Source organism: Schwartzia succinivorans DSM 10502 (genome assembly GCF_900129225.1).
GTDB classification, from domain to species: domain Bacteria; phylum Bacillota; class Negativicutes; order Selenomonadales; family Selenomonadaceae; genus Schwartzia; species Schwartzia succinivorans.
On record NZ_FQUG01000004.1, the window covers coordinates 107,417 to 126,383 of the forward strand.

At 45.2% G+C, this 18,967-nt stretch carries 22 protein-coding genes; all 22 read right to left on the minus strand.

The genetic code is table 11. The features are described from left to right. Nucleotides 1–1,872 (minus strand): 1-deoxy-D-xylulose-5-phosphate synthase, encoded by a 1,872-nt coding sequence (gene dxs, locus BUA83_RS05345; protein ID WP_072935180.1) that lies wholly within the window; start codon nucleotides 1,870–1,872, stop codon nucleotides 1–3. Nucleotides 1,873–1,891: 19 nt separating this feature from the next. Then, a complete protein-coding gene (locus tag BUA83_RS05350; RefSeq protein ID WP_200795991.1) occupies nucleotides 1,892–2,767 on the minus strand; it encodes a polyprenyl synthetase family protein in 876 nt (291 codons plus the stop codon). A 5-nt stretch (nucleotides 2,768–2,772) separates the two neighbouring features. After that, complete coding sequence (gene xseB / locus BUA83_RS05355; RefSeq protein WP_072935181.1) at nucleotides 2,773–3,012, minus strand: exodeoxyribonuclease VII small subunit; 240 nt, start codon at nucleotides 3,010–3,012, stop codon at nucleotides 2,773–2,775. After that, the gene (gene xseA / locus BUA83_RS05360) at nucleotides 3,005–4,216 is read right to left on the minus strand and encodes an exodeoxyribonuclease VII large subunit (protein ID WP_072935408.1); all 1,212 of its coding nucleotides are present in this window, start codon (nucleotides 4,214–4,216) and stop codon (nucleotides 3,005–3,007) included. Before xseA ends, xseB begins: the two co-directional genes overlap by 8 nt. A 52-nt stretch (nucleotides 4,217–4,268) precedes the next feature. After that, nucleotides 4,269–4,694, minus strand: a complete 426-nt coding sequence (gene nusB / locus BUA83_RS05365; RefSeq protein WP_072935182.1) for a transcription antitermination factor NusB — start codon at nucleotides 4,692–4,694, stop codon at nucleotides 4,269–4,271. Nucleotides 4,695–4,742: 48 nt separating this feature from the next. Continuing rightward, nucleotides 4,743–4,982, minus strand: a complete 240-nt coding sequence (locus tag BUA83_RS05370; protein ID WP_094756487.1) for a DUF2273 domain-containing protein — start codon at nucleotides 4,980–4,982, stop codon at nucleotides 4,743–4,745. 18 nt (nucleotides 4,983–5,000) lie between these two features. After that, nucleotides 5,001–5,573 carry an alkaline shock response membrane anchor protein AmaP gene (gene amaP / locus BUA83_RS05375; RefSeq protein ID WP_072935183.1) on the minus strand — a complete coding sequence of 191 codons (573 nt, stop codon included), beginning with the start codon at nucleotides 5,571–5,573 and terminating at the stop codon, nucleotides 5,001–5,003. A gap of 17 nt (nucleotides 5,574–5,590) precedes the next feature. Continuing rightward, nucleotides 5,591–5,992 carry an Asp23/Gls24 family envelope stress response protein gene (locus BUA83_RS05380; protein WP_072935184.1) on the minus strand — a complete coding sequence of 134 codons (402 nt, stop codon included), beginning with the start codon at nucleotides 5,990–5,992 and terminating at the stop codon, nucleotides 5,591–5,593. Between the two features lie 150 nt (nucleotides 5,993–6,142). Continuing rightward, the gene (gene efp, locus BUA83_RS05385) at nucleotides 6,143–6,700 is read right to left on the minus strand and encodes an elongation factor P (protein ID WP_072935185.1); all 558 of its coding nucleotides are present in this window, start codon (nucleotides 6,698–6,700) and stop codon (nucleotides 6,143–6,145) included. Between the two features lie 12 nt (nucleotides 6,701–6,712). Then, nucleotides 6,713–7,792, minus strand: a complete 1,080-nt coding sequence (locus BUA83_RS05390; protein WP_072935186.1) for a M24 family metallopeptidase — start codon at nucleotides 7,790–7,792, stop codon at nucleotides 6,713–6,715. Continuing rightward, on the minus strand, nucleotides 7,789–8,235 hold the full coding sequence (aroQ, locus tag BUA83_RS05395) for a type II 3-dehydroquinate dehydratase (RefSeq protein ID WP_072935187.1): 447 nt from the start codon (nucleotides 8,233–8,235) through the stop codon (nucleotides 7,789–7,791). The genes BUA83_RS05390 and aroQ overlap by 4 nt, the downstream gene beginning before the upstream one ends. A 16-nt stretch (nucleotides 8,236–8,251) precedes the next feature. Beyond that, nucleotides 8,252–9,478, minus strand: a complete 1,227-nt coding sequence (locus tag BUA83_RS05400; protein WP_072935188.1) for a peptidase U32 family protein — start codon at nucleotides 9,476–9,478, stop codon at nucleotides 8,252–8,254. Next, nucleotides 9,468–10,094: an O-methyltransferase gene (locus BUA83_RS05405; RefSeq protein WP_072935189.1), complete on the minus strand. Its 627-nt coding sequence runs from the start codon at nucleotides 10,092–10,094 to the stop codon at nucleotides 9,468–9,470. Before BUA83_RS05405 ends, BUA83_RS05400 begins: the two co-directional genes overlap by 11 nt. Further along, nucleotides 10,094–11,167, minus strand: coding sequence for an endolytic transglycosylase MltG (mltG, locus tag BUA83_RS05410; protein ID WP_072935411.1), 1,074 nt, complete (start codon nucleotides 11,165–11,167; stop codon nucleotides 10,094–10,096). The genes BUA83_RS05405 and mltG overlap by 1 nt, the downstream gene beginning before the upstream one ends. 62 nt (nucleotides 11,168–11,229) lie before the next feature. After that, nucleotides 11,230–11,571: a DUF1292 domain-containing protein gene (locus BUA83_RS05415; RefSeq protein WP_072935412.1), complete on the minus strand. Its 342-nt coding sequence runs from the start codon at nucleotides 11,569–11,571 to the stop codon at nucleotides 11,230–11,232. A gap of 65 nt (nucleotides 11,572–11,636) precedes the next feature. Beyond that, nucleotides 11,637–12,059 carry a Holliday junction resolvase RuvX gene (gene ruvX / locus BUA83_RS05420; RefSeq protein ID WP_200795996.1) on the minus strand — a complete coding sequence of 141 codons (423 nt, stop codon included), beginning with the start codon at nucleotides 12,057–12,059 and terminating at the stop codon, nucleotides 11,637–11,639. A gap of 4 nt (nucleotides 12,060–12,063) precedes the next feature. Continuing rightward, nucleotides 12,064–12,327, minus strand: a complete 264-nt coding sequence (locus BUA83_RS05425) for an IreB family regulatory phosphoprotein (protein ID WP_072935191.1) — start codon at nucleotides 12,325–12,327, stop codon at nucleotides 12,064–12,066. Between the two features lie 66 nt (nucleotides 12,328–12,393). Beyond that, nucleotides 12,394–13,425, minus strand: coding sequence for an aspartate-semialdehyde dehydrogenase (locus tag BUA83_RS05430; protein WP_072935192.1), 1,032 nt, complete (start codon nucleotides 13,423–13,425; stop codon nucleotides 12,394–12,396). A 25-nt stretch (nucleotides 13,426–13,450) separates the two neighbouring features. Beyond that, nucleotides 13,451–14,242: a 4-hydroxy-tetrahydrodipicolinate reductase gene (dapB, locus tag BUA83_RS05435; protein ID WP_072935193.1), complete on the minus strand. Its 792-nt coding sequence runs from the start codon at nucleotides 14,240–14,242 to the stop codon at nucleotides 13,451–13,453. A 96-nt stretch (nucleotides 14,243–14,338) separates the two neighbouring features. Then, nucleotides 14,339–15,031, minus strand: coding sequence for a TVP38/TMEM64 family protein (locus BUA83_RS05440; protein WP_234988269.1), 693 nt, complete (start codon nucleotides 15,029–15,031; stop codon nucleotides 14,339–14,341). A gap of 50 nt (nucleotides 15,032–15,081) precedes the next feature. Next, nucleotides 15,082–17,151 (minus strand): ATP-dependent DNA helicase RecG, encoded by a 2,070-nt coding sequence (gene recG / locus BUA83_RS05445; protein ID WP_072935414.1) that lies wholly within the window; start codon nucleotides 17,149–17,151, stop codon nucleotides 15,082–15,084. Nucleotides 17,152–17,250: 99 nt separating this feature from the next. Beyond that, nucleotides 17,251–18,957: a proline--tRNA ligase gene (locus BUA83_RS05450; protein ID WP_072935194.1), complete on the minus strand. Its 1,707-nt coding sequence runs from the start codon at nucleotides 18,955–18,957 to the stop codon at nucleotides 17,251–17,253. Nucleotides 18,958–18,967: the final 10 nt, after the last annotated feature.

Consider the following 18,967-nt stretch of genomic DNA (forward strand, 5'->3'; position numbering starts at 1 on the left):
TCAATCCCTATTCAACATATCATTTATCTTTTCAGACATCTGCTCAGGAGTCAGTCCGCACTGCTCCCTAAGCTCACTCTGTGTTCCCTGCTCAATAAATTCATCCGGTATTCCAAAACGTAAAACCGGAATGCTTCGGCCTTCGTCAGCCAATAACTCAACTACAGCAGAACCAAATCCACCGTTCAGGACATTCTCCTCCATAGTCACAACTGCTTCCATCTTGTCAGCCACCTGCAAAATACACTCTTTATCCAAAGGCTTTATAAAGCGCATGTTAACTACAGTGCAATTTATTCCGCGCTTCAAAAGAAGCTCTGCGGTCTTGCAGGCAGCAGACACCATTGTTCCCACAGCCAGAATCGCAATACTTCCCCCGTCCCGAATAACTTCCGCTTTTCCAATCTCCAGCTCATTGAAATCACTGTCCAAAGGAACTCCGATTCCTTCACCGCGCGGATAACGAACAGCAGCCGGTCCTTCATAATTCACGGCTGTGTAAAGCATGTGGCGAAGTTCGTTTTCATCCTTTGGTGCCATTACTACCATTCCCGGCATAGTACGAAGATATGACAAATCAAACGCGCCATGATGCGTAGCTCCGTCTGCACCAACAAGTCCTGCTCTGTCCAGGCACAACGTAACGGGAAGGTTCTGCAGACATACGTCATGCATCAGCTGATCATACGAACGCTGCGCAAAGGAAGAATAAATCGCCACGACAGGGTGTATTCCTGCAGTTGCCATACCTGCAGCCAGTGTGACCGCATGTTCCTCAGCAATACCTACATCAAAATAACGTTCAGGATAAAGCTCAGAGAAGCGCTTCAACCCTGTTCCTTCCGGCATAGCTGCCGTAATAGCTGCTATACGGGTATTTTTCTCAGCCAAGGTAACTATTGCATCACTGAATACCGATGTATATGTTGGCGGCTTTCCGCTCGCCTTAATCACCTTGCCGCTTGGAATATCAAACTTTCCTACGCCGTGAAATTTATCAGGCTGAAGCTCTGCAGGGAGATAGCCCTTTCCCTTTTTTGTATGAACATGCACTAAAACAGGTCCGTCAACAAGACGTACCCTTTCAAAGACATCCTTCATAGCAGCAATATTATGTCCATCAATAGGGCCTACGTAGACAAAACCCATTTCCTCAAAAATTTCGCCGGGAACTAAAACTGCTCTCATTCCATCTTTAAGATACTCTGCAGTTTTTACTACCGTATCACCTATATGCGGAATGCTCCTCAAAAAACCTTTTAAATCTTCCTTCACCTGTCTGTACTGCGGAGCAACACGAATTTTTGACAAATACTCTGACATAGCACCGACATTACAGTCAATACTCATGCCATTATCATTGAGTACAACAATTAAATTCTTCTTCAAATCACCGGCATGATTTAATGCCTCAAAGGCTTCCCCGCCGGTCATTGCTCCGTCACCGATTACAGCAATAACATGCTCACCGCGGCCCAGAATATCGCGTGCAGCTGCCATTCCCAGCGCTCCCGAAATGGACGTGCTTGCATGTCCTACACCAAAAGCATCATAAGCGGATTCTTTGCGGCATGGGAAACCTGTAATGCCGCCCTTTTGCCGAAGCTTTTTAAACTGTTCCCTGCGTCCTGTAAGAATTTTATGGGCATAAGCCTGATGCCCTACATCCCAAACCACCTTATCAACAGGAAGGTGAAACGTACTGTATAAAGCAAGTGTCAATTCAACTGCACCAAGACTGGGTGCAAGATGTCCGCCTGTTTGTGATACCGTCTTTATAATATATTCTCTTAATTCGCCCGCAAGCTGTTCTAACTGGTCTATATTTAAAGTATGTAACTGTTCCGGTTTATCTATATATTCGAGCAGCATAACATAATCTTCCGTTCCGTTATTTTTTTCTTGAAATCAAAAACTCAACCAATTCCTTGAGAAACCACGCTTTATCTCCGAAAGGTTCAAGTGCAAGCACGGCCTCATCCACAGCATCCTTAGCAAGCTGTCTTGCATTTTCCAACGAAGTAAGCGTGACATACGTCGACTTATGATTTCTTTCATCACTTCCGACCGGCTTTCCTATTTCGTTTTCATCACCGATAACATCCAAAATATCATCAGTAATCTGAAAAGCAAGTCCAAATGCCTCTGCGTAGCGTGTCAGAGCATTTAATTCTGTTTCACCTGCACCTGCCAGTATAGCACCTGAACGAATCGCCGCACGGAACAATGCACCGGTTTTACCCATATGCATTTTGCGAAGCTCATCCATCGTAATGCTCTTGCCCTCTGACTCCATGTCAATTGCCTGACCGCCGACCATACCATCAGGGCCCGCTGCCTGACTAATTTCACGTATTACACGGCAAAGTGTTTCAGAGTCAGCCTTCTGCCGGAGGATTACCTCAAACGCCAGTGTCAGCAGCGCATCACCTGCCAGAGTCGCAATACCTGCACCATACACCTTGTGATTTGTAAGCTTTCCTCTGCGATAATCATCATTATCCATAGCAGGAAGGTCATCATGGATTAAAGAATATGTGTGTATCATTTCGAGTGCACATGCAGCATGAATATAGTCCTCACCACGGCCGCCCACAGCCTCTGCAGCTTCCATGAGAAGAACAGGCCGAAGCCTCTTGCCTCCTGCCATAAGACTGTATCGCATGGACTCTGCGAGCGTCTTATCCAACGCATTTTCAAGATTCAATTCCCTTTCGAGTTCAGATTCCAAAAGTGCACGCTTTGCAGCCCACTCTTCTTTCAACATCAGATTTAATCCCCTTCTATTTTGAGTTCAAGTTCCTGTACTGTATTTTTTTCTTTCTTCACCATAAGATCCATTGCCTTCTCGGCACGTTCCAGTGATTTCATACATTTCTGAGAGAGAATAACACCTCTGCTGTACTTCTCCATTAATTCTGCAAGCTCAGGCTCCTGATTTTCCATTTCCTGCACAATACTTTCAAGTTCTTCCAAAGCCTCCTCAAATGAAGGTTCTTTTGCTTTAGCCATGCTTTCCCTCCTGACCTACAGATTCAACAATGCTCGTAAATGTACCATCCACCAGCGTTATTTTCAACTTCATATCATTCTTTACCTGTGTAATCTTCCGAATGCTTTTCCCATTTGCATCCGAGATAAATCCATAACCGCGGCGCAGTACATGTACAGGACTCATGCTATCCAGCTGCTGCATAGCAAACTCCAGCCGATGCTTCTTTTTCTGCATGTATAATTCACGAATCTTTTCCAGACTTCCCTGCAGTTCTTTCAGCCGCTGAGTACGAAGCTCAATCTGACGCATTGGTGCTTTAAATATCGGACTTGATAACGCCTTTGTAAGCCGCTGACGCTTCATATCCATCCAACGTTTTCGTACATTGTCCAATCTGGCTGCTATGCTGTCAACGTACTGTATCAGCTCATTCCGGTCTCTTACGGCAAGCTCTCCCGCCTGCGACGGAGTCGCAGCTCTGACATCTGCCGCAAAATCGCACAGTGTATAATCGGTCTCATGTCCAACAGCTGAAATAACAGGTATCTCAGAGTCCGCAACCGCTCTGACAATCTCCTCGACGTTAAAGGCCCACAAATCCTCCATTGAGCCTCCACCACGCCCGACAATCAAAACATCTACGGGATACTCACTGTTGAAGAAACGAATACCTTCAGAAATTTCCTTTGATGCCATATCCCCCTGTACCTGCACCGGGTACAAAATAAGCTGTACAGAAGGTTCTCTTCTCTTTACAACCCGATAAATATCATGTAATACAGCTCCGGCCCGTGATGTAACCACACCTATCTTTTGCGGGAATTTAACCAGCGGCTTCTTTCTGCTTTCATCAAAAAGCCCTTCGTTTTTCAGCTTTTCCTTAAGCTGTTCGAAGGCAGCAGCCAAAGAGCCTTTTCCCTCAGGCATCATTGTTTCAGCGTATAACTGATATACCCCATCCCGCTCATAAACAGAAATACTTCCTGTCACGACAACCTGCATGCCGTTTTGAGGTTCAAACAGAAGTCGTGCAGCATTATTCCTGAACATTACACATTTAAGGCTGGATTTATCGTCTTTAATCGAAAAATAGCAGTGTCCCGACGGATATCTCTTGAAATTTGAAACCTCGCCGCGAACTGCCATATTTTGCAAAAGGCCCTGATGATCCAGCAATCCTTTTATAAAATGATTTACTTCACTTACAGAATGAACCATCAGGCACCCCCATATCATACGAAAAAGGCCAAGCCCTGTGCCTGGCCCTTTTTTATTATTTATCTACCATTGCACCCAACACACCGTTAACAAAACGAGCTGACTCATCTGTACCAAATTTCTTTGCAAGCTCTACCGCTTCATTAATTACGATTCCCGGTGTTACATCTTCAATATACTTCATCTCGTATACAGCAAGGCGTAAAATGCTGCGGTCAATAGCTGCCATGCGTGATATTTTCCAACCGTGCGATTTTTTCGAAATAATTTCATCAATTGACTGCAATCCCGCTCTGACACCTTTAACCAAGGCCGCCGCGTATCCTTTGTCAATCTCTGAAACTTTCTTAAAATCACCAGCCTGCCATGAAGAATCCAGCGCCTCCTTTTGCGCCTTATCCTCGTTGTCCTGTGCAGGTTTTATCATATCCAGTTGAAAAAGTGCCTGCATCGCCGCTTCGCGAGCGTATCTACGACTCATACAATCCTTCTTTCCTTATCTTTTAATATGTCTTGAAAGACACATTATTTACTTAAATGAATCATTACGGCTCCAATGGCTTCTTTCGTCCGCCCAAGCCGCACCGACCTTATCAAATTTACGTCCCAGCCAAAGTCCGGCTCCCGCGCAGAGCAGGACGAAAAGGACGCGCCATAGTCCGAATAAAAGTATAAAGAGAGCAAACAAAACACCTACTACCGTTCCGATAAATGCTCCGCGCTGTTCGTCCCAAAGCATTTTAATAAAAGCAACTGCTTCCTCTTTCATGACACATTACGCCTCTTCTCAGACTACTCGTGGTCCTTTTGAAGGAGCACCTTTAACAAATTCCGAAATCTCCAGTTCAATATTGCAGGTCTTCAGCCCGAGGACTTTTTCTACATTGTCAATAATACTCTGACGTACCTCATCTGCTATTTCCGTTGCCTTATTTTCCTGACCAACGGCAAGCTTCAGCCGAACATCAAGCTCAGACATATCATCCTGGGTTTTCTTGGCCCAAACTTTCGATTTCACACTACGAACACCTGAAACAGAAAGCGCTGTTTTCTCAACCAGACTGCGAGCTGCTTCAACAGAAACAGAAACAGCACCGGTAACTCCCGACAGAAGCAGCATCTCACCACGAGTGCTTCCTTCACTGCTTCCGGATGACAATGCGCATCCCAAAATATGCACACTAAAGAAGAAAACAAACACAGCTGCCGCGATTGTTTCCCATCTTGATAAAGCAAACTTTATTTCGTTTAAAATCTCATTCATCGGCAGAACATGCAGGCAAAGGGCAACAATGCCCAAAGACACAGCTGCAATCGCCAAGGAATAAATAAATAGCAAAAAACGGTTAAAATATCCCATTCTATGCCTCATTCATTTCAACGTACACGTACTTCTTCTTCTTCTTTTTCCGGTTCAGGGAAACCAACACCCTGTACATGAATGTTAACTTCAACAACGGAAAGACCTGTCATGGTTTCAATTGCCTGTTTGACATTTTCCTGAACGGAAAGCGCAACATCAGGAATACGAACACCATACTTCACAATAATATAAAGGTCGATTGCTGCTTCCTTTTCGCCGACCTCAACCTTAACACCTTTGGCAAAATTCTTTTTTCCGAGCATTTCAGCAATTCCGCCCACCAGGCCGCCGCTCATACCTGCAATGCCATCGACTTCAGTTGCTGCAAGTCCTGCGATGATGCTGACAACCTCGTCTGCAATACGAACCGCACCCAAAACACCTTTTTTGTCCAAGACTTTCGTATCCTCTGCCATTTAAGAACCCTCCCATAATGTATTTATTCTGATTATAACATATTCACGGCTAAACATACAAACTTTCTGAAATTCTATGCGATATAGTTCAGACAGTAAAATTTAACATAAAAAGACCATTGCACTTAAACTGTGCAATGGTCTGAAAAATCAAGCACGCTCGATGTAAGCACCTGTACGTGTATCAATGCGGAGCTTATCGCCTTCATTGACAAACAAAGGAACCTTGACCTGATAGCCGGTCTCAACAGTTGCCATTTTTGTTGCACCCGTTGCAGTATTTCCCTTAACGCTCGGTTCGCATTCCGTTACCTGGAGAACAACTGCATTCGGAAGATTTACACCAATAATGCGGCTCTTGAAGGACTGAACGCTTACCTCCATCTCCTCTTTGAGGTAATTGAGAGCATCGCCAAGCTGATCCTTGCTGAGCTCAATCTGCTCATAGGATTCCAAATCCATGAACGTGTACATTCCATCAGCTTCATAGAGATACTGCATATTGCGGGTATCAAGATGAGCAGGAGGCATTTTTTCGTTTGGATTGAAGGTACGCTCAACAACTGCACCTGTTTCAACGTTCTTCATCTTTGTGCGGACAAAAGCAGCACCCTTGCCCGGCTTTACATGCTGGAACTCAACAATCTGCCATACGCTGTTATCAATCTCGATGGTGAGACCTGTGCGAAAATCTGTACTTGAAATCATAAATTTCTCCCCTTAATTAAAAATTTCTATAAGTTTTTTGTCGCTTCGGGTAAGCGGTTCACTTCCCTCAGCTGTCACTAACACTGTATCTTCAATGCGGATACCGCCCCAACCCGGTATATATATCCCCGGTTCAACGGTTACAAGCGTATTTGGTTCAAGGTGCTCACATAAGCTTGAGGGTGACAAACGAGGTTCTTCATGTATTTCCAGCCCGAGACTGTGTCCCAACCCGTGTCCGAAGTACTTTTCATACCCTTTTTCAGCAAAGAGCCCTCTCACCGCCGCATCAATCTGCTTACCTGAAGCCCCCGGTTTCACCAGCGACTCTCCCAGCAGCTGACCATTCAGTACGAGAGAATAAATCTCCTTCTGTTTTTCATCCGCTTTTCCAACACAAACGGTACGGGTAATATCAGAATGATATCCTTTGTATACCGCACCAAAATCCATTGTAACAAATTCTCCTGAAACAATCAACTTTTCCGTAGCAACTCCGTGCGGCAGGCTGCCTCTTGCTCCCGAAGCTACAATAGTCGTAAATGCAGGTCTTTCCGAGCCAAGCTCACGCATTTTCTGCTCCATGCGGGCAGCAACCTCTATTTCTGACATTCCGGGTTTAATATACGAAATAATGTCCTCGAATGCAGCATCACTTATTGAAACAGCTTTGCGTATGTACTCAATTTCATTTTCATCTTTAATCACACGCAAAGAGTCCAACGAAACAGGAATTGCAAAGGAAGCCTCTCCCCTCAGCTCTTTCTCCATCTGCGAATAATTATTAAACAAAATGGCGTTGCCCTCGAAGGCAATCTGCTTCCAGCCTTCTTTTTTTATGACTGCAGCAGCTTCCTTCCAAAGTCCGTGTTTTTGCTCAACAATCTCAAATTCCGCTGCCTGTTCCGCTGCCTGTTCGGTATATCTGAAATCAGTCAGCAAAAATGCTTTATCCGCAGAAACAAGAAGCAATGTATCATCACCGCGAAATCCGCTGAAATAATGAAGATTTACCTCTTTGTTAATAAGAACGGCATCCGCACCGTTTTCACGCAAAAAGCTTCTAAGGCCTGCAAGACGCTCCTCAATCATTTTGCCGCCCCCATTTTCCTGAGAGCAATATCCAGAGCAGCAATGTAGCTGTCGACACCGAAGCCCGCAATCTGCCCCATGACAACAGGAGAGATAACTGAATGATGGCGGAACTCTTCACGTTTATGGACATTTGAAATGTGAAGCTCTATAACAGGAACATCCACAGCAGCAATGGCGTCACGGATTGCGATACTGTAATGAGTAAATGCCGCTGCATTCAAAAGTATAAATTCATAGCCGTTCTTTCCTGCCTGTTGTATCTCATCAATCAGTTTGCCTTCATAGTTTGACTGAACAGAAACAAGCTCAACACCTGCGGCCTTCGCACGCTCCTTGAGCATTACATCAATATCATTCAATGTCGTACTTCCGTATATCTGTGGTTCACGAGTCCCTAAGAGATTCAGGTTCGGTCCATGCAGCACTAATATTTTTTTCAAGATAGCCATCTCCTAATCAAGACTTCACATCACGGCGCAAAATTGTATATGGTTCAACCGGCTGTTCCATTTTTATGTATATAATCTGCTGCGGGTGAGGAGCAGCGGAAATGGGATTTCCTTCTTCGTCAAGCATATCCGAAAGACTCTGACGGAATCCTTTTGCCCTGGGCTGGAAAACCTCTATTTCCTCACCAAGCTCCATGTGATTTCTTTGTTCTACCTTAGCACGCTTAGATTCATCATCATACGACAATACAAGGCCGACAAAATCAGATGTCTGCTCATAGGAGGACGAACCGTAAATCTGACTTTCAGCCCCCGGCCTTCCGAATAAGAATCCTGTGGTATAGGCCCTATGGGATACCTTATTCAGTTCATCAGCCCATTCCTGTTTTACCTCATAGGATTCAGGATTTTCCCAGCATGAGTCAATCGCTTCACGATAAGCCTTCGTTACACTTGCAGCATAGTGAACACTCTTCATGCGTCCTTCTATCTTCAGGCTGTTAACTCCCGCATCCATCAAATCCTTGAGATACGGCATAAGGCACAAATCCTTCGAGTTAAAGAAGTACGTCCCTCTCTCATCCTCTTCTACAGGGAAGTACTGTCCCGGACGTGTCTCCTCTACCAGCGAATACTTCCAACGACACGCCTGTGCGCATGTGCCGCGGTTTGCATCACGTCCCGTAAGGTAATTGCTCACGAGGCATCGGCCTGAGTATGACATACACATAGCACCGTGAACAAACATTTCAAGCTCTACATCAGTACGTTCACGAATTTCACGGATTTCGTTCAACGAAAGCTCGCGGGCAAGAACTACACGTTCGGCGCCCATAGCCGCCCATGCCTGCACTGTCCGCCAGTTCGTATTGTTAGCCTGAGTGCTGACATGAAGGGGAAGCTTCGGTGCAGCTTCACGTGCGATTGAAAAAACACCCAAATCAGCCACCAGCGCAGCATCTGCCCCAATTTCATACAGAAACTTCATATAATCAGGCAGAGCCTCAAGGTCTGAATTATGCGCATAAATGTTCACAGTGACATAAGCTTTTTTCCCTTTTTCATGGCAAAAAGCTACAGCTTCACGAAGCTCGTCTTTTGTGAAATTCCCGCCCATAGCGCGCAGTCCGAATGACGGGCCGCCCATATATACTGCATCCGCACCATAGAGCACAGCCATTTTCATTTTTTCCATTGTGCCCGCCGGCGCCAGAAGTTCCGGTTTAATTCTCATTATTCTCTGCATTCCTCCAAGAAACTGTCATTCCGTCTCCAATATGATACAACTCAGTGTGATAACCCGGAGCAGATTTTACAGTTTTAATAAATTCCCTCAAACGATACACAAGTGTGCGAAAACGATGCGGAACAAAATCAGGCCCTTCAACCATCCCCTGAAAAAGGACATTATCAGCAATAACCAAAGCATTGGGAGTAAGAAGATGCTGGATTTTACGCCAATAATCAGGATACTGACCTTTTGCCGCATCAATAAACACAAAGTCGAACGGGCCCCACAGCTGTGGAAGTACTTCCCCCGCATTTCCCTCAAAAAGCTCAATTCTGCCATTATACGGAGACCGTGCAAAAAATTCCCTTGCACGTTTCACATCATCATCATTTATTTCAATCGTTACAAGCCGCGCATCCTCCGCCGCAATAGACATGGTAAGCAGCGCCGAATACCCGATTGCGGTTCCGATTTCTAAAATGCGGTGTGGCCGAAAAGCCCCTACAATCTCAAGAAACTTGTCCCGTTCCAAAGAACGCAGGATTGGAATATGATTGTCCTCCGCATACTGCTCCATCTCGCCAAGAAGCCTATCCCATTTTTCACCACCGGATTTCATTAACGAACCCTCTCAACAATCTCAAGGTGTTCATCGTAAGTTTTCGAGTAATGATTATGGCCTTGACGATCTGCAACAAAATATAAATAATCCGTATCTGCCGGGTACAGTACCGCTTCTATAGCATCCATTCCCGGGCTGGCAATAGGTCCGGGAGGAAGCCCATAATGCTGATATGTATTATACGGAGAGTCTATCTCCGTATCCGCGTATGTCACATCTTCCTTGGGTGCATCCAAAAGATACTGGATTGTCGTATCCGACTGCAGCGGCATATTCATTTTAAGGCGCTTCAAAAACACCTGTGCAATAATAGGCCTGTCTTCGTCATAGCGGGCTTCTTTTTCCACAAGTGATGCAAGGATTACAAGCTCATAAATCGATAAATCCATTTCCTTTGCACGTGCCCTAAGCCCCGCTGTCATACGTGTATCAAAGTCGTTCGTCATCAACGACAGAATCTCTTTGGCGGAAAGCTCATCCTCCACCTCAAAGGTATCCGGGAACAAAAAGCCTTCTGCACGATAAACAGCATTTTTATTTTTTTCCATGTAGCTGTATGGTGCAAAATCCCGGGCTGCTGATTTTATATCCGCAGCCTTGGCAATTCCTTCTTCTTCAAGGCGTTCAGCAATCTGATTTACATTATATCCTTCCGGAATAGTAAACTTAACCGTGGAAGTCCGTCCATCCAGTAAAATCTGCATAACCTCAGACGAATCCATTCCCGGGTTAAATTTGTACATACCTGTCTTAAATTTATCATCTGCCCCTTTCATTTTGGCTGCAAGCCAAAACCAGTGCCGGCTTCCGATGATTTTTTTATCTTCAAGCACCCGCCCGATCGAGCTTGATGTCATACCCGGAGAAATACGGACATATATTACCTGATCAGAAATAGGACTTTTTCCTGAACCTGCCAGAATACAGCCAGTCAAAACAGCTGCCAGCAATAAAAACAAAGCAGCAGCGGCAACAATCTTTCTACTCATCTTATCAGGCCATTCAAATGCACCTATCGCATCCGCAAGCCTGTCAAGCTTATCACGAAGCCACTCCGGCACATCTCTCATCTCCTTCAATAGAAAAGCCCCTGCCCGGGACATCCCAGGCCGAGGCTTAAAAATCAAAAATTTCAGTCCTTATCTTCTTCATCAACCAAGGCATCATAAGCAGCACAAACGGCATCAAACTCTTCATCGGTAGGCTCGATGTACTCATCTTCGCCATCTTCGCCCGGAACAATTTTTGCGAAGAATGCTTCGTCCTCATCTTCGCAGCCGCAGCCGCAGCCATCTCCATGCTCATGATTATGCTCTACTTCTTCATCAGAAGCTGTCGGAACAAGCAGTGCAAAATTCTCACCGTTTACCGGCAGAATCATCTCTTGGCGGTAATAATATTCATTTCCTTCATCATCTGTCATCACTACGATGATTTCATCATCTTCTAAAGCTTCTTTTACTTCGTCTGCCATAGAAATCACCTCACATACAAAATCTTCAAATCTCTCATGATTGTATCGTACGCTTACAGGTTTTGTCAACCTTTGGCCCCGCTGTCCAAAAAGCCCTGCAGGATAAATACCGCAGCCATCTTATCAATAACCTTTTTGCGTTTTCGTCTGCTCACATCAGCAGAAATTAAAGATTTTGCAGCTGCAACAGTTGACAGTCTTTCATCCCAAAAAACCGCATCAGACTCCGGTACAGCCTTTTTTACCTCTTCAAAGAACGCCTTAACAATAGCACATCGCTCACCCTCTGTGCCATCCATATTTTTCGGCAATCCTATCACAAGGGACGTTGTATCGTATTCATCCATAAGAGTTTTAAGACGGGCAAGATCATCCTTCAATGAAGTACGTCGAATTGTTTCAACACCCTGTGCTGTTAATCCAAGCGCATCACTTACAGCGATTCCTATTGTCCTGTCCCCTACGTCAAGCCCGAGATACCTTTTTATCATCTCAGGCTTCCTCCGCTCCGGTTTCCTTGAGATATGAACGAACAAGCTCCTCTAAAAGTTCATCACGTTCAAGCGACCGAATCATACTCCGCGCATCCTTATAGCTGGTAATATACGCGGGATCTCCGGAAAGAATATATCCGACAAGCTGATTTGTAGGATTATACCCTTTTTCTTTCATTGCCGCGCAAACCTTACGAATTATAGACTGTGCTTTGTTTTCATCCGCTCCAAGGCGAAACATCATTGTCTCATCAGTGACCATGGCGCTGCCTCCTCTCATAAGCCATCCTTTGCTTATTTCATCTGTCTGACATTCTATTACACTACATTATATCATATCATGCTCAATCATGTATTCGGCAATTTGCAAAGCATTCAATGCCGCGCCTTTTCGTATCTGGTCTCCGCAAACCCAAAAATTCAGACCATACTCTACGGATTCGTCAAGGCGTATACGTCCAACCTCAACATCATCCTTGCCGGAAGTAAAGAGCGGCATAGGATATTCCATTTCATCCGGATTATCCCTGACAACAACCCCCGGGAATGCCTGAAGTGCCTTCTTTGCTTCTTCAACAGATATTGCATCGTCAAACTCTACATTAACTGATTCAGCGTGGCTTCTCAAAACCGGAACACGAACTGTTGTCGCTGTTACGCGCAGCTTATCGTCAGAAAGGATTTTTCTGGTCTCATTGATCATCTTCATTTCTTCTTTTGTGTACAGATTATCCTGAAAAACATCAATCTGCGGAATCAGATTCGAGGCAATCTGGTAATGCTTCGGCATGCTTGCCCCCGGAAGAATATGCGGCTCGATAGGAGTCCCCTCTGCAATGGCACGAAGCTGTTCCTCAAGCTCCTCCATAGCTTCCTTTCCTCCACCGGAAACCGCCTGATACGTAGATACAACAACACGTTTCATCTTTGCGATATTATCCAGCGGCTTCAAAGCCATTACCATAATGATAGTTGAGCAGTTAGGATTAGCAATGATTCCCTTATGGTCTTTAATTGCCTCCGGATTTACCTCAGGGACAATCAGAGGAACCTCAGGGTCCATGCGGAATGTGCTGGAATTATCGATAACAACAGCACCTGCTTTAACGGCAACCGGAGCAAAATGCTTGCTTATCGATCCTCCGGCAAACAAAGCAATCTCTACATCCTTGAAGGAATCGTCCGTAGCTTCCTCTACAACGTACTCTTTTCCCTTGACCATCAATTTCGTTCCTGCAGAGCGCTTTGAGGCCAAAAGCTTCAAATTCTTAAACGGGAAATTTCTTTCCTCAATCAGATTGATAAATTCCTGTCCAACTGCTCCTGTAGCTCCCAAAATCGCCGTGTTATATGTCCTCATGATGCCAACCCTTCCTTTTTCAGAATTAATCCAATATCTTTTCCAATCCAACCGTCAGTCCGGAAAGCGCCCTGACTTTCTTACATGCCAGAACAACGCCCGGCATAAATGACTCTCTGTCCAGTGAATCATGACGGATTGTCAAAGTCTGTCCAAGTCCACCAAAAATAACCTCCTGATGCGCGACATAACCCGGAAGTCTTACACTGTGAATGCGAATACCCTCATATTCTGCACCACGCGCTCCTGTCATTTTTTCTTTCTCATCAGGGTGCCCCTGTTTATGCGCTTCGCGAACCTCCTGGATAAGCTGTGCCGTCTGAACTGCAGTTCCGGATGGTGCATCAAGCTTTTTATCATGATGAAGCTCAATAATCTCAACATCAGGCAAATATTTGGCAGCCTGCCGTGCCATAAGCATCATGAGAACAGCACCGATAGCAAAATTAGGTGCAATAAACACCGGAACCTTCTTTTCCTCTGCAAGCTTTTTTATCTCATTTTTGGCTTCTTCCGATAATCCTGTCGTACCAATTACAGGAGAAACCCCCAGTTTTATTGCAGTCATTGCATTTTCAAAGACAACGTCAGGGCGTGTAAAATCTACCATAACCTCAGGCTTTGTCTCCTGTATAGCCTTTGAAAGCTCTGTGCTGACAACAACACCGCAGGGAGCTGTTCCCGCCGCTGTACCTGCATCCATTCCGCCCTTGAGGTCAACGGCAGCAACCAGCTCCAAATCCTTGTCATCCAAAACAGCCTTTACTACAGCCTGTCCCATACGCCCACAGGCTCCTGTTACCAATACCTTTACCACGATATCCCCTCCACCAAAAAGTAACTTTATTGTACAGCATGTACACTCTAAAAATCAATATGTGTTTCATGTGCAAAACATTTCTCATTGTGTATTTTAACAATTTTTCTTTTTATGCCAGTACCACATGCCGCCATAAACTGCCGTTGCCAGTATAACAATAACGGTTAATCTAATCATGTTCTCCTCAAGCATAACAAGGTCATGCCCGATTATGACTTCAAGTGCGGTAGAAGGAAACTTTCCAATAAGATTGGACAAAGCATAATCCCGAACACTTATTTTCGATACAGCTCCCAGCGCAGTCAGGATTCCTGACGGAAAATAAGGAATAGTTCTCGCAATCAGCATTACCTTAAAACCGTTCTTGCCGCTGAAATCGTCGAGCTTTTTTAAATACGGGCTCTTTTTAATAAGCCTCTCAGCACTTTCCCTGAGCAGTGTCCTCATCAACAAAAAGCTGATGATTACACCTGTCGTCTCAGCCAGCCAGGACAGAATAATTCCCGGAATTACTCCAAACAGCACGCCATTGGCAGTCGAGATGAAAATAGACGGCAGAACACTCAATGCGTTAATCAGCACATCAACCCAAAAGCTCACAACCATTGCCCATATACCGAACTGATTAATGTACGCAATAGTCTCCTCCATACTTCCGCAGGTCATGACATGCCACAAATCACGATATATAGCCGGATTTAGAATATATATTCCGCCAAGCAGAACAAAAAGCAGTATTCCTGAAATTATCTGAACCATTCTTTCTGATTTTACATGCAAGTCCAAATTCCCTCCAGAATATTTTTACTATAATATAGAATTCGAAAATGAAAATATCAGGAATCCGTTATATGTTCAAAATTCATTTTGTATCGGATTGCAAGAAGCTGCTCCATATAGCGCCGTTCATCATCTGTAATCATTGTCTCCTTGGCAGCTCTTCTGGCTTTCATCAGAATATCCGTATCAGTCAATACGTTTGCTATTTTCAAATCGCCAAGACCATGCTGCATCGCGCCAAAAAACTGTCCTGGCCCGCGGAGTCTTAAATCTTCTTCTGCCAAAACAAAGCCATTTGATGTCTGTTCCATAATCTTCAATCGTTCCTGCGTCTTTGGCGAACGATTTTCCGAGACAAGAATACAGTATGATTTCGCTGTTCCGCGTCCTACACGTCCACGCAGCTGATGAAGCTGAGCAAGGCCGAAACGGTCAGCATTTTCAATTACCATGATACTCGCATTCGGAACATCCACACCAACTTCAATAACTGTGGTAGAAACCAGAAGCTTAAGCTTCCCGTCATGGAAATCAGTCATTACCTGCTCTTTTTCCTTTGCAGGAAGCCGCCCATGAACCAGGCCGCAGGGAATTCCGTAGAAAACTCCGTGTGACAACTCCTCAAACACATCAACAGCCGCACACAGGCGGTTATCCGCGTTTTCATCATCATGTTCGATAAGCGGACATACAACGTATGCCTGACGTCCTGACTCGATTTCCTTTCGAACAAAATCATATATAAGCCCGCGCCTGTCAGAATGACGCAGAAAGGTACGAATCGGCTGCCGTCCCGGCGGAAGATGCTCTATACGCGAAACATCCAGGTCACCATACACAGTCAAGGTCATGGTTCTTGGAATCGGTGTCGCTGTCATTACCAGAACATCAGGAGTAACATCACTTTTTTTCGACAGCGCAGCTCTTTGAGAAATACCAAAACGATGCTGTTCATCTGTAACCACAAGACCAAGAGCGTCAAAAACAACCTTCTCCTGTATCAAAGCATGAGTTCCGACAATCAGGTCAAGCTCGTGATTCCCAATCTGCTCCAGAATCTCCCTGTGCTTTTTGGGAGTAAGCGAACCGACAAGAAGTCCAACACGGATTTGCGTATCTTTTAGAAGCGCACTTATTTTTTCATAATGCTGTCTTGCCAGTATTTCCGTAGGCGCCATAAATGCGCCCTGATAGCCGTTCTCTATTGTTTTCGCAAGCGCCAGAAGAGCAAGAGCCGTCTTTCCTGAGCCCACATCACCCTGCACAAGCCGACGCATAGGGACGTTTTTCTCCATATCTGCAGAAATTTCTTTCCAGACTGCAGCCTGATCGGCAGTCAGCTTAAAGGGAAGCAGACCATATACCTGCTTCATAAGACGGCTGTCCATCAAATGACGGATTCCCTTTTCCTTTTCTACAGTTTCCTTGCGAATCAACAGCAATCCGCACTGTATAACATACAGCTCCTCAAAAGCCAATCGTGCTCTTGCCCTGCGAAGCTGTTCCATCGATTCAGGAAAATGGATAGCAGCAAAAGCCTTCCAACGATCTATCAGTTCGAAACGTTCTATTACTGCTCCGGGAATGACCTCCGGCAGTTCAGGATGATTTGTCAGAAGCTCATGTATAATCTTACGGAAATAGTTCTGATTCAGCGCCTCTGTAGACGAATATACCGGCAAAACTCCAAAGGACGTATTATTCTCTGCCTCCAATACTTCAAAGGTCTGCATCTGAGACATAGCCAGAGCGCCGCGACCGCCAAAAGCATAGGTCAGTTTTCCTGTGGCCAGCACCCTTTTGCCCGGAAGCAGTTTTTTCTTCAAAAAAGGCTGATTGAACCAGGTCATCTGCAGCCAGCCCGTCCCATCCGATAAAACAGCGGTAAGGATAGTCATGCCGCGCCTTGAACCGCGCCTCTCGTTCAAATTTGTTATTACACCCGATACTGTAGCGGTCTCCCCTGCACGCAGCTCTGCAAACGGTGTCCTGTGACTCTGGTCGATATATGCACGGGGATAATATGTAAGAAGGTCATAAAGCGTTGATATACCAAGCTTTTTCAATGCCTGTGCCTTTTTCGGGCCAACACCCTTGACCTTGTCAATCGTATCTTCCCATGACATTCCCATTCATACTCCTCCCGAACAAAAGGAACCTTAAATGCTTTTCTGCATAGAAAAAAGGCAAGGGCATTATTACGTTACCCCTGCCTTTTTATCATATCAGAGCTCCTCCAACATCTTCAAAACAGTTTCCTTTACTTTTTCCTTCTCACAGACAACAGTTTCTCCCGTGCGGCGGATACGAACCTCTACCGTGTTCTCCTCAACTGTTTTAGGACCTACTGTGATACGAACAGGATAACCTATAAGGTCAGCATCCTTAAACTTGACTCCTGCACGTTCCTTTCTGTCATCCAACAGAACATCAACACCGGATACCTTCAATTCATCATAAAGCTTCTCTCCGGCTTCAAGCTGTTCAGGAACCTTTGCATTGATTGGTACGATAACAGCTTCAAAAGGTGCTATTGCACGCGGCCAGATAATTCCGTCCTTATCATTATTCTGCTCGATTGCTGCAGCCATTGTACGGCTTACGCCAATGCCGTAACAGCCCATAACAAATGGCTTCTCTTTTCCGTTCTCGTCCAAAAATGTTGCATGCATTGCTTCACTGTATTTTGTACCGAGAGTGAATACCTGTCCTGCTTCTATTCCTCGTGTCATTTCAAGCGGCTTTCCGCAGTGCGGACACGGATCGCCCTTCTGGACAAGGCGGATATCGAGAACTTCTACGTCCGTGAAATCTCTTTTCGGATTTACTCCTGTATAATGAACATCTTTTTCGTTCGCGCCCGAAACAGCATTGCAGATATTCATTGCCGTATTATCAACAAGAATCTTCGTTCCCTTTTTGATACCAATAGGACTCATAAAGCCCGGGCAGCCTCCAACAGCAATGATAGCATCATCATCTGCCATGCGGAGTTCAAGCGCGCCTACGGCATTCTGAACCTTTGTTTCATTAACCTCGTGGTCGCCGCGGACAAACGTCAGAACAACCTCGTTCGTTTCCGTCTGAAAAGCGACAGCCTTGATTGTTTTCTCAACAGGAACATTCAGACATTTGCAGAGAAGCTCTATCGTGTGTGCGTCAGGTGTCGAAACCTTTTTGAGCTCCTGCGCTTCCTCAGCCTGTGCCTCAATGGGTTTAAGCTCTGCTTTTTCATCACTTGCCGCATAATCGCAGGACTCACAGTAAACGATATTGGATTCACCGGATTCAGCCAAAACCGTAAATTCATGGGAATGAGCACCGCCGATAGCACCGTTGTCTGCTTCAACAGGACGAAACTTCAAGCCGCAGCGTGTGAAAATCTTTGTATAAGCATCAAACATTTTCTGATAAGACTCAAGCATACCTGCCTCGTCCTTATCAAAAGAATAAAGGTCCTTCATGATGAACTCCCTGCCGCGCATAAGACCAAAACGCGGACGGCGCTCATCACGGAATTTATCCTGAATCTGATACAGCATAAGAGGAAGCTGCTTGTAGGATTTGACCTCATCACGCACGAGGGACGTAATCATTTCCTCATGTGTAGGTCCGAGGCAAAATTCGCGGTCATGGCGGTCCTTAATTCTCATCATTTCATCACCGTATGCGCCCCAGCGTCCGCTTTCTTCCCAAAGCTCTCCCGGCTGGATAATCGGCATCATGATTTCCTGTCCGCCTGCCGCATCCATCTCCTCACGAGTAATCTGCTCAATCTTTTTCAAAGTACGCCATGCAAGCGGAAGATATGTATAAATTCCTCCGGCAACCTTACGAATCATACCTGCACGAAGCATAAGCTGATGGCTTACAACCTCTGCCTCCGCCGGTGTCTGACGTAATGTTGGTGCATAAAGCTGTGTTGTACGCAAAACAAAAACC

What these genes read in the sequence shown, in the direction of transcription:
- dxs (WP_072935180.1), bottom strand. Translation starts at nt 1,872, where the DNA reads ATGCTGCTCGAATATATAGATAAACCGGAACAGTTACATACTTTAAAT.
- BUA83_RS05350 (WP_200795991.1), bottom strand. Translation starts at nt 2,767, where the DNA reads ATGTTGAAAGAAGAGTGGGCTGCAAAGCGTGCACTTTTGGAATCTGAA.
- xseB (WP_072935181.1), bottom strand. Translation starts at nt 3,012, where the DNA reads ATGGCTAAAGCAAAAGAACCTTCATTTGAGGAGGCTTTGGAAGAACTT.
- nusB (WP_072935182.1), bottom strand. Translation starts at nt 4,694, where the DNA reads ATGAGTCGTAGATACGCTCGCGAAGCGGCGATGCAGGCACTTTTTCAA.
- BUA83_RS05370 (WP_094756487.1), bottom strand. Translation starts at nt 4,982, where the DNA reads ATGAAAGAGGAAGCAGTTGCTTTTATTAAAATGCTTTGGGACGAACAG.
- amaP (WP_072935183.1), bottom strand. Translation starts at nt 5,573, where the DNA reads ATGGGATATTTTAACCGTTTTTTGCTATTTATTTATTCCTTGGCGATT.
- BUA83_RS05380 (WP_072935184.1), bottom strand. Translation starts at nt 5,992, where the DNA reads ATGGCAGAGGATACGAAAGTCTTGGACAAAAAAGGTGTTTTGGGTGCG.
- efp (WP_072935185.1), bottom strand. Translation starts at nt 6,700, where the DNA reads ATGATTTCAAGTACAGATTTTCGCACAGGTCTCACCATCGAGATTGAT.
- BUA83_RS05390 (WP_072935186.1), bottom strand. Translation starts at nt 7,792, where the DNA reads ATGATTGAGGAGCGTCTTGCAGGCCTTAGAAGCTTTTTGCGTGAAAAC.
- BUA83_RS05400 (WP_072935188.1), bottom strand. Translation starts at nt 9,478, where the DNA reads ATGAGAATTAAACCGGAACTTCTGGCGCCGGCGGGCACAATGGAAAAA.
- BUA83_RS05405 (WP_072935189.1), bottom strand. Translation starts at nt 10,094, where the DNA reads ATGAAATCCGGTGGTGAAAAATGGGATAGGCTTCTTGGCGAGATGGAG.
- mltG (WP_072935411.1), bottom strand. Translation starts at nt 11,167, where the DNA reads ATGAGAGATGTGCCGGAGTGGCTTCGTGATAAGCTTGACAGGCTTGCG.
- BUA83_RS05415 (WP_072935412.1), bottom strand. Translation starts at nt 11,571, where the DNA reads ATGGCAGACGAAGTAAAAGAAGCTTTAGAAGATGATGAAATCATCGTA.
- BUA83_RS05425 (WP_072935191.1), bottom strand. Translation starts at nt 12,327, where the DNA reads ATGGTCACTGATGAGACAATGATGTTTCGCCTTGGAGCGGATGAAAAC.
- BUA83_RS05430 (WP_072935192.1), bottom strand. Translation starts at nt 13,425, where the DNA reads ATGAGGACATATAACACGGCGATTTTGGGAGCTACAGGAGCAGTTGGA.
- recG (WP_072935414.1), bottom strand. Translation starts at nt 17,151, where the DNA reads ATGTCATGGGAAGATACGATTGACAAGGTCAAGGGTGTTGGCCCGAAA.